This window comes from Agaribacterium haliotis, from assembly GCF_002312815.1.
Classification (GTDB): Bacteria; Pseudomonadota; Gammaproteobacteria; order Pseudomonadales; family Cellvibrionaceae; genus Agaribacterium; species Agaribacterium haliotis.
Window position 1 is genome coordinate 62,282 of record NZ_NKQJ01000001.1, and the last position, 14,917, is coordinate 77,198.

The 14,917-nt window shown below is 51.7% G+C and carries 9 protein-coding genes; 5 read left to right on the forward strand and 4 right to left on the reverse strand.

The window, feature by feature from the left end; translation table 11 throughout:
* The first annotated feature begins 51 nt into the window (after positions 1 to 51).
* From CFK45_RS00310 to CFK45_RS00330, 5 genes are all read left to right on the forward strand, one after another.
* Complete coding sequence (locus CFK45_RS00310) at positions 52 to 873, forward strand: hypothetical protein (protein WP_143247436.1); 822 nt, start codon at positions 52 to 54, stop codon at positions 871 to 873.
* A gap of 59 nt (positions 874 to 932) precedes the next feature.
* On the forward strand, positions 933 to 1,679 hold the full coding sequence (gene fnr / locus CFK45_RS00315) for a fumarate/nitrate reduction transcriptional regulator Fnr (RefSeq protein ID WP_096084414.1): 747 nt from the start codon (positions 933 to 935) through the stop codon (positions 1,677 to 1,679).
* Positions 1,679 to 2,269: a DUF4202 domain-containing protein gene (locus tag CFK45_RS00320; RefSeq protein ID WP_096084415.1), complete on the forward strand. Its 591-nt coding sequence runs from the start codon at positions 1,679 to 1,681 to the stop codon at positions 2,267 to 2,269. The genes fnr and CFK45_RS00320 overlap by 1 nt, the downstream gene beginning before the upstream one ends.
* 17 nt (positions 2,270 to 2,286) lie before the next feature.
* On the forward strand, positions 2,287 to 2,670 hold the full coding sequence (locus tag CFK45_RS00325; RefSeq protein WP_096084416.1) for a SirB2 family protein: 384 nt from the start codon (positions 2,287 to 2,289) through the stop codon (positions 2,668 to 2,670).
* A gap of 257 nt (positions 2,671 to 2,927) precedes the next feature.
* Positions 2,928 to 3,464: a hypothetical protein gene (locus CFK45_RS00330; RefSeq protein ID WP_096084417.1), complete on the forward strand. Its 537-nt coding sequence runs from the start codon at positions 2,928 to 2,930 to the stop codon at positions 3,462 to 3,464.
* A 134-nt stretch (positions 3,465 to 3,598) separates the two neighbouring features.
* Here CFK45_RS00330 and CFK45_RS00335 read toward each other — a convergent pair whose 3' ends face one another.
* From CFK45_RS00335 to CFK45_RS00350, 4 genes are all read right to left on the reverse strand, one after another.
* Positions 3,599 to 5,470 (reverse strand): carbohydrate-binding protein, encoded by a 1,872-nt coding sequence (locus CFK45_RS00335; RefSeq protein ID WP_096084418.1) that lies wholly within the window; start codon positions 5,468 to 5,470, stop codon positions 3,599 to 3,601.
* A gap of 148 nt (positions 5,471 to 5,618) precedes the next feature.
* Positions 5,619 to 8,639, reverse strand: a complete 3,021-nt coding sequence (locus tag CFK45_RS00340) for a carbohydrate-binding protein (protein WP_096084419.1) — start codon at positions 8,637 to 8,639, stop codon at positions 5,619 to 5,621.
* Positions 8,640 to 9,440: 801 nt separating this feature from the next.
* Complete coding sequence (locus CFK45_RS00345; RefSeq protein ID WP_096084420.1) at positions 9,441 to 10,841, reverse strand: DUF1552 domain-containing protein; 1,401 nt, start codon at positions 10,839 to 10,841, stop codon at positions 9,441 to 9,443.
* Positions 10,842 to 10,870: 29 nt separating this feature from the next.
* Positions 10,871 to 14,626: a DUF1592 domain-containing protein gene (locus tag CFK45_RS00350; protein WP_158224559.1), complete on the reverse strand. Its 3,756-nt coding sequence runs from the start codon at positions 14,624 to 14,626 to the stop codon at positions 10,871 to 10,873.
* Between the last annotated feature and the right edge of the window lie 291 nt (positions 14,627 to 14,917).

Consider the following 14,917-nt stretch of genomic DNA (forward strand, 5'->3'; position numbering starts at 1 on the left):
GCCTTGATCAGGATCAAGGCGGCAATTCGGGCCACTCGTAGACTGCCGCATATGAGAAGCCAGACCAATCCAGCCGTAGTCATTCCCCTGCAAAGCCGCGACAAAAGCTGCGTGTGCGATGCCAACTTGCGCCATAAACTCGAACTCAGAGCCAACAAAGCGCTCGCCATCACTCTCGACGGTACCCAGGGTTTAGAGCAGCTAAGCACACACGGTGAAGTCGGCGACTTCCTGCAGCAGGAGCTCAAACTGTGGCGCAAGGCCCTCGGCCCACGGCGCATCGGTTGCCTGGAGCTGCACTACAGCGACGAAAGCCTGCACCCGTTTGATATCACCGGTTTAATTCACCGCGTAGCCAGCGACTTTGATATCAGCAAAGCCCTGTATCGCATCGTGCTCTCGCCCGACTCAGCGCAGACGGAAGTGCTGGCTCTGCTGCGCGGCTTGAAGTTTGAGCACTGCCAATTTGTAATTGAAAACGCTCAGGCCGGCCAGCTGCAGATGCTCGAAGAGCCAATTGCCGAGGCGCGAACCTACAAATTCGCCCGCGTTGGCGTGCAAATTCAGCACGGTGACGGCATGGAAAATCTGCGCGAAAGCATACGTATCCTGCGCCAGCGCTACCAACCCGACTATATCTACATCGGCGCATCCAGTTACCGCCTAAGAGAAAAAGACCTGGAACAACAAAACTATCTATTTGAAGACGATTTAATCGACGTGCGCACGGATCACCTGAGCCTCGGCCCCGGCGCCAGCAGCAAATTCGGCTCGCTGCGGCTTAGCAACTACAATGATATTGAGCGCTACATTAGCGAGCTTTCGCGCAAGATCTTACCTTTGCATCAAAGTAGCTTTCATAGCGACGCGTAAATCGCTAAAATCGTTCTAATTGACTATTTACACCTCATGCTAATGGTGCCCAAAGCATTATGACTGTACAGCTTGCCTCATCGTCCTCCTGCTCGAACCTTCCTCAAACCAACTGTGCGGACTGCCGACTTGCTGGCATCTGCCTGCCGATCAGTCTTGAGATCGAGGACATCGACAAGCTCGATGGCATCATTCAGCGCGGCCGCCCGCTGCAGAAAAAAGACCACCTCTACCACGCCGGCGACGCATTTAAGTCGGTTTACGCGGTGCGCTCTGGTGCAGTCAAAACCGTCAAAATCACCGAAGATGGCATCGAACAAATCACCGGCTTTCACCTCCCCGGGGAAATTATCGGCATCGACGGTTTGGCCTCCAATGTGCACAGTAACTCGGCCATCGCACTTGAGACCTCGGCCATTTGTGAAATTCCGTTTACCCGCCTCGAAGAACTCAGCGTTAAGATTCCAAACCTGCAGCGCCGTTTTTTCCAGCTGATGAGTAAAGAAATCGCCGAAGAGCAACAGCTGATCACCATGCTCAGTAAAAACAGCGCCGAAGAGCGCCTGTCTGCCCTGCTGTTATCGATCGCCACACGCAACCAGAACCGCGGCCTCAGTGCAAAAGAATTCCACCTGCCTATGAGCCGCTCAGATATAGGCAACTATCTCGGCCTGACCATCGAAACCGTCAGCCGTATTTTTACCCGACTGAATAAATCCGGTATTATCTCGCTCGATAAAAAACACATTCAAATTAACGACTTTGACGCCCTGCGCTCGAGTTCGTTAAACAGCTGTAAAGATTAATGAGCGAACAAACTCAGCGCTGTATTGCGCTTATCGATGCTGCCAACAGCCTCGACCCCAATATTGAACAAGATGACAACGGCAATGACATTGCCAAAGAGCTGCTCTACAGTCAGCGCATGAGCGCCATGCTGGAGCAGTTTGCGCCCGATGCCGGCGAGTTGGTAAAAATTGCCGTGCGCGCCCAGCACCTTGAACGCTGGCGCTCGGCCCGCAGCGACTACCCCGAAGGCCGCGCCGGCTATATGAAGTGGCGCACCGAACTCGCCGCCCTGCACGCCGCCCGCTGTGCCGAATTAATGGCTGAGAGTGGTTATGACAGCGATGCGCAAGAGCGCGTCAAAGTTATTCTGCGTAAAGTTGGCATTAAACGCGACGCCGACGTGCAGTGCCTCGAAGACGTCAGCTGCTTGGTTTTTCTCCAGCACTACATCGACGCTTTTGCCGCAAAATATCAGTACGACGAAGCCAAATACATCGACATCATCCAGAAGACCTGGGCAAAAATGAGCGAAAAGGGGCACGCAGCCGCACTTCAGCTCAAGTACAATGAGGCTATTCGCAGCCTTATCGAAAAAGCCCTGAGTTAAGCGGAAGCCTGTCAACGATGTCTACCCTGTTTGTCTTACTCAAACACCTTCACGTATGGCTTGTGCTTTTAAGTTTGGGCCTGTTCTGCATTCGCTTAAGCTGGCTTAACAAACACAGCCACCTGTTAAAGCGCCGCCTGGTTAAGATCCTGCCCCATGCCGTCGATACGCTGCTCGCACTGACGGGCCTCGGCATGCTTTTGCTTTTGAATTATCAAAGCGCTATGCCGGGATGGCTGAGCCTAAAACTATTTCTGCTGCTGGCCTACATTGTCTTCGGCTGGTTGGCGATGCACCGAAAGCCGTTGCGTAAACTGACGATTGCACTGGCGCTTGGCTGCTTTGCCGGCATGATTTACCTGGCCGTCAACAAACCTCTTATTAGCGTTTTTGACCTCTAAAGCGAATATCTAGCGGCTTGGCACTCGCCGAGCCCTCCCCCCTCTTAGCCCAAGCTAAGCCACACTTATTCCCAAAAGCACGGTTTTTTGCTGTTACCTTAGGCAAAGTAAATTAAAAAATGCATTCCGTCGGCTTTTCCCGGCGCCAGGCTTATTTCTCAGCTATTTGCTTGACAGCCTTTATTCTGAAACGTTAAATAAGTCACAGATGTACCGAATAATTCTAATAAATCTGATACACGACAAAGGTTGTTTCTATGCAATATATAAAAAGCCTGGTAGTACTTAGTGTGTTTTTTACCTGCTTTGCCCAAGCCCAGCCCTGCGATGAAAGTTGTAAGCGCGACCAACTGAAAAACCAACAAAATCTCGACTTCCCCGGCTACTTATCGTGGAAATACTGCGAAGGTCTGCGCAACGACTTTATGACAATAGACATGCGCAGCTTGCAGTCGTACTCAAGCAAACACTTTGACACACGCTACAAAGGCCCGATTAAAAATATTGTGAAAATGCTCGATCAGCGACAAGACTGGCTTGGCGAGTGTGATAACTACATGAAACTGACCAAGAAAGAACGTATTTTTAAAGATAAAAAAAGCACCGAGGCAATATTTGCCAAGATGGGCTCGGTTAAAAAAGAACTCGAAGCAGTGATCAACGGTGCGCGCTACAGCTCAGAAAACGGCGATGAGACCGGGGTAATCATCAATGAAAAATTTGAAGCGCTGTTTACCGCTGTCGACGACCACAACAACCTGATGAATTTGCGCGGGCGCTACGTTTATCAATAAACCCTGTTAGCACAGTCGCAAGTGCGTATTTCTCGCGGCTGCTAAGCCTTCAATTAAATTCACAGCATAAAAAAACCGGCGCCCTAAAGCGCCGGTTTTTTTTAGCTCAAGCCCTTTCAATACCGGGCCGTTGATTAATTTTTCTCAAACGTAAAACTATCTAAGAAAAAGTGCCACTTCAGGTTGGAGCCTGTCGCTTCAATACGAACAGTATGCTCGCCTGCGCTTATCGCCAAACCGCTTGCAATATTGTGCTCAACAAAGTTGTTTAAGTCGCTGCCGTACACGGCCGTTTCGGCAACTTCAACACCGTCAATGTACACCTTCGCATTTGAATCAGCGCTCTCATTGCTCGATGCAACAAAGCTCAGATCGTAGTTGCCGGCTTCGGCAAAACTGACTTTGTAGTCCGCCCAACCGCCAGTTAAGACGTGATCGGCAAACGTCGTGCTTCCCCAGAAGGTACGAGTGGTAAACCCTTCCTGAGTGCCGCCTGTTTGATAAAAGCTTTCACCTTCAATCAAAATAGGCTCGCCAGCACCTGGGCCAGGGCTAACACTCGGTGAAGGCTCTGGGCTTGGCACCTGACTTGGCGATGGGCTCGGAGACGGGCTAGGAGATGGGCTCGGCGCAGGCGTCGCATCGGCGACTTTAACAAATGCGATTTCATCACCATTCCACTGCCAGGCACTGCTGCCGGCACTTTCAATGCGCACACTGTGTACACCGGAACCGATCACCAGCGTATCGGCCAAACTAAAGCGCTGATACGACTCCCAACCGCCAGTGCTCGCAAGCGCAATATTGCCAACATAAACACCGTCAACACTGACATCGGCACTGATACCACCTGTCATCGGCGACGCCGCTACAAGATCAATGCGATATTCACCGTCTTCGGCCAACACAACCTGGTAATCGGCATAGTCACCGACGGTGTTGTAGTTAACGTTGTCGGCGCCATTGGGGTTAAAACCAACAACGCTGTCGCCGTCTATCGCAGCGCCATTTTTATCAGTGCTAATAAAATGAGCGAGCTCTACCACGGTACCTTCGCTGGGCGACGGGCTTGGGCTCGGTGCAATCGATGGCGAAGGCGACGGGCTAGGCTGGCCACCGCTGTTGTCGGCGACAGGTTTGTAAAAGCGTACCCAGTCAACCTGGAAGCGGTTTTTATTCGGGTCGGCAAGCTCTGCATCCGTTGCTTGAACACCGTTGTGCGAGCGCCAGTCTTGGTCTTCAACATCAAAAATAACCTGCATCGGCTTGTTCAAACCCTGACCACCGGTGTAACCGAGCGGGTCGATCATGTCGACACCTGTGGTTGTGCGCACAAGCTTGCCATCAATGTAGTAGTGTAAAGTCCACGGATCGACCCAGTAGCAACCATAGACGTGAAAGTCGTTGCGCCAGCGTGTGCCCTGCCCGTCGGCATACCAACTGCCGGCATCTTTGGGCTGATAATCCTGAAACGGCTCGCGGATAAACACGTGATGGCTCACATGCATGCGCTCATCAAACCACACCTGATCCGGGCGATCGGAGCCATAGGCTTCCATCACGTCGATTTCTTGAGTGGAATCTGAACTTAACAACCAGAAGGCGTTGGCAAGGGTGGCGTTGGTGCCCTTGATCCTGGCTTCCATGTAAATCGGGTACTGAACCTGCTCTTTGGAGTGAATGGCACCCGTTTGCACCATCTGCGACGTGCCGGGCTTGCGGGTTGCCCTGAGTACCAGCTGGCCATTTTCAACCGACGAGTTAGGCGCATAGAACTCGGTATAACCGGGGCCCAACCAAGCATTAATAAAGTTTTCATTCCAGCGATGCCAAAACGCTTCGCTCTTGCCGATGGCCGGAGCGTCGTAGTTAAAGTCGTCAGACAAGCTTTGCAGCTCCCACTTCATACCGGGGCCGGCGTCGGCAGGCACGGGAATTCCGTCCCAATCCGCTGCATAAGCGCCAGTGCTGAAAGCAACGAGCGAACTTAACAAGAGTTTTTTCATATCTGTACCTTCTGATGTATGCCGCGAGGGCTTCGTTATTGTGTATTGCTTGTAAATCTACATAGTGGCGCCATTTATAACCAAAAGTGAAGCGGCGCCGCGAGGCGCCGTTCACATTCGTATAAGAAGCGTTACTTTTTTTGTCAGCTTATTGCAGTGGAACAAACTCAAAGCGCTCGGCATTCCATTCCCAAGCGTTTGCCGTCGAGCCGTTACTGGTGATACGAATAAGGTTTTGTCCAGCGCTGAGCCACTGCGGCTCAGAACTTGAAGTCAGCTCAAATTGATCCCAGCTGCCGTTACTGGCGACAGGCAGGCTCTGACTGACAACACCATTGACACTGAGCTGCAGCGAGGCGCCCTGCTCTGGCGTGCTGACATAAGCGTCAAAGCGGTAGTAACCCTCAGCACCGACGTTCACGCTGTATTCAACCCAGTCACCGCGCTGGTTGTAGTTGATTGCCCCCTGACCGTTTACCGAATAGGTCTGGAAACCCGCATAGTCACCGCCGGTGGCGCTAAAATCTTCCGCCTCAAGTACAATCAACTCGGCTTCGGGTGAGCTTGATGGCGATGCACTGGGCGTTGGCAGCGGCGATGGGCTGGGCGATCCCGGGCTCGGTATATACATGCCGGTAAAGACCAACTTGTCACCGTTCCACTCCCAGGTGCTGGGGCTGTTGCCGGCACCGGTGACGCGAATCACGTGCTCACCGGCGGGCAGGCAGTAACTGCCGAGACTCAAAGCCTGAAACGCGTCCCAGTCACCGCTGTTTGGTACCACCGTGTGAGCAATGACCTCACCGTCGACCTGAACTTCGATCGCGGCAGCATCTTGTGTTGTTGCAACGTAGGCCGTTAGCGAACAGGCCGCCGCGCTCATGCCGCGCTCAACATTGACTCGGTACTCAGCCCAGTCTCCGCGCTGATTAAAGTTGATCGCGCCGGAGCCATTGACCGAATAGGTCTCGAAGCCGCCATAAGCGCCGCCGGTCGAATCAAAATCTTCAAGCTGCAACACAAAACTTACTGTTTCCGTATCTCCGGGCTGCTGACTCGGGCTAGGGCTTGGCACAGGGCTGGGCGATGGCGACGCAGAGGGACTCGGCGACGGGCTCGGCGCTGCACTTGGGCTTGGAGCCGGGCTCGATGATGGGCTCGGGAGCGGGCTCGCGCTCGGCGACGCACTCGGCAAAACAACTGGCATACTGGGCGAGGCGCTTGGCTCAGCAGAGGGCGACGGGCTCGGCAAACTTACATCCCCTTTTACTTTGGTAAAGTGCAAGATCGAGCCGTTCCACTGCCACGCTGAATCGCCCGCACTTTGCACGCGTACCGTGTGCACACCCGGAGCCACGTCAAACACGCCGCCCAGATCCGAGGTCAACATCGTATTCCAGTCACCGGAGCTCGCCAGCGCGCCGGAGCTTGCCAAAGCGCCATCTACGTAGATTTCGGCACCGATACTCGATTCGGTTGAACCAACACTTAAGGCCGCGAAATACTGGCCGCCGTCACCAAAATCAATACTGAATTCACCCCAGTCGCCAACCGTGTTGTAAACAATCGCGGCATTGCCGATGGCCCAACCCCAGGCCGGGTCACCTTCGATATCGGCGCCCACCTTACCGGTGTTGATAAAGCTGGTTAAAGGTACATCCCAGCGATAGTCGACCATGATCACAGTCGCTTCCACCTCAATACTCTGCCCCGGCAGCGCTTTGTGTGTACCAGTAAATATCACCGAACCCGCTTTGTGTGCGGTGATAACACCAGAGCTGTTAATAGTGGCGATGATCTCATCTGACGAGTGCCAATTCATTTGTTTGTCGCTGGCGTTTGCCGGCACAAACTCGGGCACCAATACTGCGCCAGTATCACTAAATACGGTAATGTGAGACGCTTGCGCACGAATGTCGGTCAGCGCTACAGGGCCCGCTGAACCACGCACCGGATTGCCCCACTCTGCGCGATAAGCTGCGCTGCCACCATAGAAATCAGCGACCCGGTTTTCGCCGGCCTTATTATTTAAACCGTCACCTGTGCGTATGGTCGGATCCATAAAGTAGCGGCCGCGCCAGTTTTGTTCGGTGGCGTCGTTGGTCCACACGCGCACGTACTCAATCTCATGCGCAAACGCTGTTTCTTCAACCGTAGGCAAACCAAACCAGTCCGGCATGGTTTCGGTATCGAGCAATAAATACAGCGGTGTATGGAAATAGCGATTCTTCATTTTGCGAATCGGCTGGCCGTCGAAATACCAAATAATGTAGTCAGGCCCCCAATACAGGCCATAGACATGAAAGTCGGCAGCAAAGTCGATACCGGCATACCAGTGCCCACCATTTTGCTGAGCAGGCCAGGTGCCACCGCTGTTCGGGTCACTGTATTCAAGGTCCTGCCCCTGATGAATAAAGGCCCAAGTATTCATGTTGTAATACGGTGCCCAGCCCGGGCGGCGCCCAGCTTGCTCGTATACGTCGATCTCAAGTTTATTTTTGATATGGCCCGGGGCATTACCCGTGTGGGCGAGGTAGTCGGTCTCTTCCAAACTCTCACCGTAGAGCCAGAAACCAGATGAGCCTATGCCGACGCGGGATTTGACTTCAAAGTAGCCGTAGCGCACCGGGTTAACGTTCTGCACACTTGCCGTGCTCCAGCCCGTATACCAGTTATCCCAAAAACCGTGAGCGTAAACCTCTGGGTCGAGCTTGGTACTTAAATGCAATTTGTCATTTTCAACTTTGACATTTTTAGGCGCAAAAATTGCCGGCGGCCGCCCACCCCACACATGGTTGTTCGGCAACCACTTGCCGGCTTCTTTGCCGTCGAGATGGTATTCGTCAAAAGTATTCGCACTGAACTCATCACTGAGCTCGGGCATCAAGGTCCAGCCTCCGTTGTTGTCGAGATCAGATAGAGGTAAATCCTCGTGGGCCGGTGTTGTTCGAACAATGGCATCCGCTGGATCCCAGGGGCTCAAACCATTGCCGGGCACTTGCCACGGTTCGGGGTATTCTTCGACAACCAGTTCGCCGTCGATATCGTAATAGCTATCGCCGTAGTGGTGAAAACTGCCCTCCCAGGGTTGAGACGCGGCAGCGAGACTTGTGTTTGCGCAACACAGCAGTGCAGCCCCGAGCCAAATCGGGTTACGTAAAAATCGCATTAATCACTCCAATCGTTATTATTTGAAAGCAATTAGCATCAGTAAGATCGGAGTACAGCTAAACGTCCGCTACGACTGAACAACAGCTAAATTTTTAACCCGTTAAGCGCTAAACAGAGCCGGTGTGCTCACCGAGCCAAGTAACACTTAGTTCCCTAGTTGATTAGCTCCTTCAATGCACGATGATTATTAATTTTATTTTTTATCGAGCACCGGCGACGCTAAACCGTCGCAGCCTTTTGACGCAGGTGTTTTAACACCTTTTTGATTTTCTATTCGCTCGCTGACAACGAGCTTGTTGTTATGGCGCTGGACTATATACCGTTAAAACAGAGCCGCCAAGCATAAAAACAACACTTATTGACATATAAGCGATACTTAAACTTAAGACTGAGAAGTTCAGTAACAAGGCTTAAGAAAGTTATGTGGCGGTGTTACCGAGCTGATGATTTAACAGACACCTTGGCGCCCTGCATCGACTAGGCCAGCCCAAGCACTTAAGCACTTAGCCGTAATGACAACAACAAAACCACAGCACACAACTGCACTGCTAACAGCTCACTCTCAAAAGCAAAGTGCACGTTTGAAGCTAAACGTAAGTTTAAATTTAACAACAAGGAAATAAGCGATATATATCAAATGTACCGACAAACAGCGGGAAAATTAGCCAGCGGAAAGAAAAGACCTCAAGCACAGAGCCCTGCTTGAGGTCAACACACAAGCGTTGTGAAGCCGCCAACTCAAAAGATTGAAAACGTTTTTATTGGCGACTCAAAAAAACAAACTTAAAAACCTAAAGAATTAACTTAATAAATCAAGTGTATTGTTTGAAGCAAAGTCCCCAGGCACACCCAGCCCCTTTAATATTGTTTCGTTAAAATCATAAGTTGTTCCGGACGCGGACATATTGGCCGCTGAAAACGAGTTTTTAAATTCCGGGCGTTTAGTCGCTAAAATAAACGGCGCATTAGGCGTTGCGTGGCTCATACCATTGCCCATACAGGTAGTCTGCGCAAAAACCGTTGTTTCAATCAAAGGCTTACCGTCTGGACCACTAACGCTCATTAGCTGCTCAATAAAATACACAGGCACCTGGCTCAAATAACGGTGACACTCGACATACGAAATTGGCACACCGGCATCATTGGTATAACCCGCGTGTACCGAGCCGTGCGAATCACCGGTAAAACCGCGATAGTGATCAACACCGTGCGTCTTCCACGTACCGGACTCGGCACCGAGCTGCAAGGTCGCCAAGTTAGTCAGGCCACAAGACAGCGCGGCAATAATAATATCGACCTGCACCTTGCCGTGCTCAAGCATTTTTACGATATCACCGTTCATATAGTGACTGGCATCGGCAATCACCGGTTTACAGCTTGCCGGGTCAACCGTCGCACCGTTAAGAATATCAGTGATGCGCTTTTCGATTTTCTCCAAAGCCGCCGCGTGTTCATTTAAACGATCGCGCTCATCCATCGACAACTTGTTTTTCAGCTGCTCCACCGCCCGAACTTGTGCCTGATAAGCTTTTAAATAGGTCGTATCCGGGCCATCGTTATCGCCGCCACCGGCACTAAAATAATCGTTTAAAGCCACTTGCGGGTCAGACTTAGGTTTGCCAAAAGCACTAATATCCTGACCATCGGGCGCACTGCCCAAAAACACATTTGAAAATGGCGTGCTGGCACTTAAAACCGGAGCAGCAATCGTATCGCTGGTCGGCTGACCATAAGAGCGCGCCCCAAGTGCTGTGGTCGCGCGGCCGTGACCGGGAACCACCGCATCAATTTCACGAAAATTACAAATACTGGCAACTGCAGCATACGGCTCGGTTACCAGGTTCATTTCATTCGCCGATTTTGGCAACCAGTACCCGTCCGGCGCACCGGAGTTGATATAACAAAAGACCGCACGTTTTGCCTCGTCGTTTGCATGCGCAGTGCGAGCCGCCAGTACCCCTGCAATTGCCGGAAAGGCTCTTAGCATCGACGCAGAGACACCCGTCTTGCCCATAAACTCTAAAAACTGACGGCGGCTTTTGCGAAAATTATCACCGCGTGCGCGCATGGCTTTTTCATTTTTCTTGAAAAAGAACTCGCGCAGGCGCATACCCTTTGCAACTTCTTGTCGCTGCAGCTCATGCAAGGCCTTGTGCTCGTGCTCTTCGTGCTGCAAAAACTCTTTTAATTCTTTGTTCATGGTTACTTCCTAAAATTAAATTCGCTTTTTTAGCGTCGGAAACGAAGCACGTCAGAGAGACTAAGCTGCTTAAGCATCGCTTTCGGGCTCTTGGCACTGCCAAGCGCTCGTTTTAGATCATCCTGAACACAGAGCATCTGCCCAGCTTCAGAACCGTTTATGGATTTTTCAAAACGCGTATCGACATCTGAAGGCGCCAATGGCGCGCCCAACGCGTAGCGATAGGTTTTTTGAATTAAGCAGGCATCGACACCGGGTAAATCATTTTCCACCAAAGCTTTTGACAGCGCTTTTGCACCTTTAAATGCTATGCCTTCACCATTGGCTTTTTCTTCATCGGCTTTTGTTGTATCAATCGCGCCGACAACATTTGCTGAGTACAAGTGACCGCCATTGTTGACCACGTCAATTTTAATACCGTCGTTGCCGTGAATACCGAGACCGGTCTGCACATAAAAATCATCGACGGTTTTGCGCACAAGACCGACATTGTCAAAGTTGTCGATCGCAAACAACGGGTTAATCACTGCGTTGTGGCAAACCGCGCAACCTGTGCCCGGCACATTCGTTTGAATATCGTAAAACTCCGTGGTGGTTAAATTACCTGTCTCTTCTTTCTGCTGAGCAAGCTCGGCAGCTGCAGTTCGATCGTCACCGTCGTCTAGCTCACCCGGCGATGGGATTTGCTGACAAAGCATGTCTTGACGCACGTGCACAGCACGCTGAATCGGAGAGCTGCGATCATCGTGGGCATAAAGCGCCATAAAACCACCCGATGCAATTAAACCACCGCGCTCAGTACCGACCGTTGAGACTTTTTCAAAGGCCTCGCCAGTGACACCGGCGATACCATAAAAGTCGGCCAACACCTTATTCACAAAGGTGAATTCGGCATCAAATAAATCGGTATAAGCAACCGAGTCATCGTAAAAAGCGTGAGAGAAAAGCTGACGAATTTCTTCGGCCATCGCCGCTTTGACTTCTGGTGTAAAGCTGTCGTTGCCAAAACGGTTTACCGTTCTAACGCGATCGGTGCCAAACCACAGCGCCGCAAAACGAGCAACCTGTTCACGCCCAAGATCAGAGTCAATCAAACGATCGACGTGTTTTTCAACTTCTTCTGGATTATTTAGATCGCCGACCAAGGCCGCCTTCATCAAAGCTTTATCTGGTGCCGAAGCTGTCAGCATATACGACAGCGCTGAAGCGTATTCAAAGTCATCCAAAACATAAGCGTCGCTGTCGGCATCAGCCACTTTCTCTTTAAAGGTTTCGGGGATCTCCTTTATTTGCGCCGGCGCAACTTTGACTTCTTGCACAGTAAACTGCCCGCCAAACTCTTCGCCGTTAATTTCCGCTACCGCTTGCGCAGCCATGTAATACACAGGCCCGGTCACATCTTTAACGTGGAAAGTTAACTCTTCCGGCCCAGGGCCACCAATGGGCTGAGGATCCGTGGTCACTCCGCCACCGCCGAAATAAATAGCGGGATAAATGTCCGTCTCAGTTTGCGGGAAGGTGCTGTAATCGATTTTTGGCGTCGCTGTAACGGTAACAATAATTAAATCATTGCCGGTGAACTGATAACCCGAGTTAGCGGGGCTATTACCTTGCACAACAATCGGCTCGGACGCGGGCTCATAAATAACCTTATCCGGCTCCGAATTAAGTTTTTCTAAGGTAGCGGCAGAGCTTTCGCCCAACTCAGTGCGATACAAAAATTGAGGTGACATCAGCGCAGAGCGAATCGCCCACTTCAAGCCTATTTCAAGCTTAGTCGCTTCGCTGATCATTGCGGTGTATTCAGCTTTCTCGTCTTCGCTCAGCGGCCTGCGGAACGCGTAATACGCAAAGTCTTCGATAAAGTTTTTGGCACAACTACTGGCTGTCGTACACTGGAACGGCAGCACACCGCCGGTATCAACAGCCCAGTCGGCAATCTCTTTGGCATTGGCGTCATAGGAGTTCACACGAATTTCACCAATTGCAGAGAAACCGTGGTTCGGCAAGCTGCCAATCTCGTCATCAACCGCAATTTTCGCTGAGGTCGAATAATCGTGAGGCAGCGGCGACTCAAACAGCGACTGCAGCGAGTTGTGATACTCAAAGCTGGTTAAAAATTTAAGCGCGCGGCGGCCGTATAAAACCGGATCGTCAAGCGAACACTCTGTCGGCCCAGTATCAACCGACTGGCCTCGCAAAGACCAAAGGTAAGCGGCGACATCGTCGGCACACTCGTCGACACAGGAAGCGGGGTTGAGCGGCATTTGCTCAGATATATAACGGGCCAAGTCCTCAACACTATTGCCGGTATAATTCATACCGTCGTATTTGGCATTTGTCGGGTAGGCAAATTTATTCACATCAATGCGAATACTGACAGCGCCGGCTTCAAAATAACCGTCTTCATTTGCATCCTGATGGCAAGTGAAACACTGGCCACTGGTGTCTTTTAAGATAGCTTTACCGGCAGCGACATCACCGTTAAAGTCGCCCGCAGGTGGCGTCGTAGTCGGCATTGGCGAGGGCAGTAAACTCGGCACCGAGCTAGGCATGGGGCTAGGCTCAGCATCGCTAGACCACGAGCGAATATAAACCGCCAAATCGGCCGCACACTGAGCATCACACTGACCCGGTGCAGGCATCCAAGCTTCTAAATAAGCCTCAAGACTGTATGTTTTACCTGGAACGGAATCTTTTGAATAGGTATACACAGCGCGCGAGGCATCAATGGCTTTAAACGCCGTCGACTGGCCATCGTCACCGTGACAAACCGAGCAGTTCATTGTCGCATCAAAATACAGAGCCTCACCGCGCTCAATATCACCAACGACGGGCGGCTGGCTTGACGGAAGCGGACTCGGCTCTGGTGCGCTGCTCGGTACAACGGACGGCTCGGGCTCTGCCGTTGGCATCATCGTCGGTGCCTGGGTCGGCGCCTGAGAAGGTTCGGGCTCCGCAGTGGGTGCAACCGTTGGCTGGGCAGAGGGCTGAGGCGCACTGCTGGGCATTGCGCTTGGCCCCGGCGATGGCAGAGGTGGCACAGTTGGCATCGCCGTAGGCATAGCAGAGGGCTCGGGATTTGGGCTTGGATTGGGATTAGGGTCAAAACTCGGAATAGGATTAGCCGTTGGGCTCACCGTGGGCACAGGGCTTGGCTGCTGCCCCGGGGCAAGTACCCAGCTGCGAATATACGCTTCAAGATCTTCAGCACACTGGGCATCACAGCCATTTGGCGCAGTTGAAGGTGGCATCCAGCGCTGCAGATAGGCTTTTAGGGTATACGCTTTGCCGGGGTCCTTCGTATGAAAATACTCGGTTTTTTTAGCGTCAATTGGCGACGACTCGGCTTGCCCATCTCTACCGTGGCAGCCCATACAGGTCAAGCCTGGGTCATTTTCATAAAGCTGACGACCGCGCTCAACATCACCAGTCAAATCGCCAAAACCGTGACCGTTGACAAAAAGTGTCTTTGAGCTGCTGCTACGACCATCGCTGACAATAAGCTCAACTTCGTACGATAGAGATTCATCAAAAGCCAGACGCCACGTGCGCCCCGCCCCGAGCAGCTCGTCATTGACGTACCAACTGTAACTCAGCTGCGCAGAGTCAAAGTCAAACGACTTGGACGCGTCCAAAACAAGGTTGTCGCCTTCAATGCGATATTCAAAATCAGCTGTCGGCGCTTGGTTGGCATTGCTGTCAACCTCTACCCCGCCGCCACAGGCGTACAGCACTACGGATGCTGCAAGCAATACAAGCTTGCGCATGGAAGTCAAAAACATCAGGTCTAAGTCCCTATCATCTCTAAGAAAGGAAATCCGGCCACAAACCCGGAAATGTAAACGTATACAACGCATGCATAATAGCGAGCGAGGGCCAAGGACTAGAGAGACAGGGTTCACAGTTTTTACAGTGATTACCGATAAGCTGACGAAAGACAGATGCTCAAACCCAGGCTAACTGCTGAAAGAAAAAAAGCGCGCATCAGCACAATGTCGAATACGAGCAATAAATACAGCCAAACACGCTCTGCCCCGATCAATTAAAAACAGAACCGCACGCAAGCCCTTGCT

Excerpts from the sequence above, each read along its gene's own strand:
- CFK45_RS00330 (WP_096084417.1), top strand. The coding sequence starts at position 2,928 with ATGCAATATATAAAAAGCCTGGTAGTACTTAGTGTGTTTTTTACCTGC.
- CFK45_RS00345 (WP_096084420.1), bottom strand. The coding sequence starts at position 10,841 with ATGAACAAAGAATTAAAAGAGTTTTTGCAGCACGAAGAGCACGAGCAC.
- CFK45_RS00320 (WP_096084415.1), top strand. The coding sequence starts at position 1,679 with ATGAGCGAACAAACTCAGCGCTGTATTGCGCTTATCGATGCTGCCAAC.
- CFK45_RS00350 (WP_158224559.1), bottom strand. The coding sequence starts at position 14,626 with ATGTTTTTGACTTCCATGCGCAAGCTTGTATTGCTTGCAGCATCCGTA.
- CFK45_RS00325 (WP_096084416.1), top strand. The coding sequence starts at position 2,287 with ATGTCTACCCTGTTTGTCTTACTCAAACACCTTCACGTATGGCTTGTG.
- CFK45_RS00340 (WP_096084419.1), bottom strand. The coding sequence starts at position 8,639 with ATGCGATTTTTACGTAACCCGATTTGGCTCGGGGCTGCACTGCTGTGT.
- CFK45_RS00310 (WP_143247436.1), top strand. The coding sequence starts at position 52 with ATGAGAAGCCAGACCAATCCAGCCGTAGTCATTCCCCTGCAAAGCCGC.
- CFK45_RS00335 (WP_096084418.1), bottom strand. The coding sequence starts at position 5,470 with ATGAAAAAACTCTTGTTAAGTTCGCTCGTTGCTTTCAGCACTGGCGCT.
- fnr (WP_096084414.1), top strand. The coding sequence starts at position 933 with ATGACTGTACAGCTTGCCTCATCGTCCTCCTGCTCGAACCTTCCTCAA.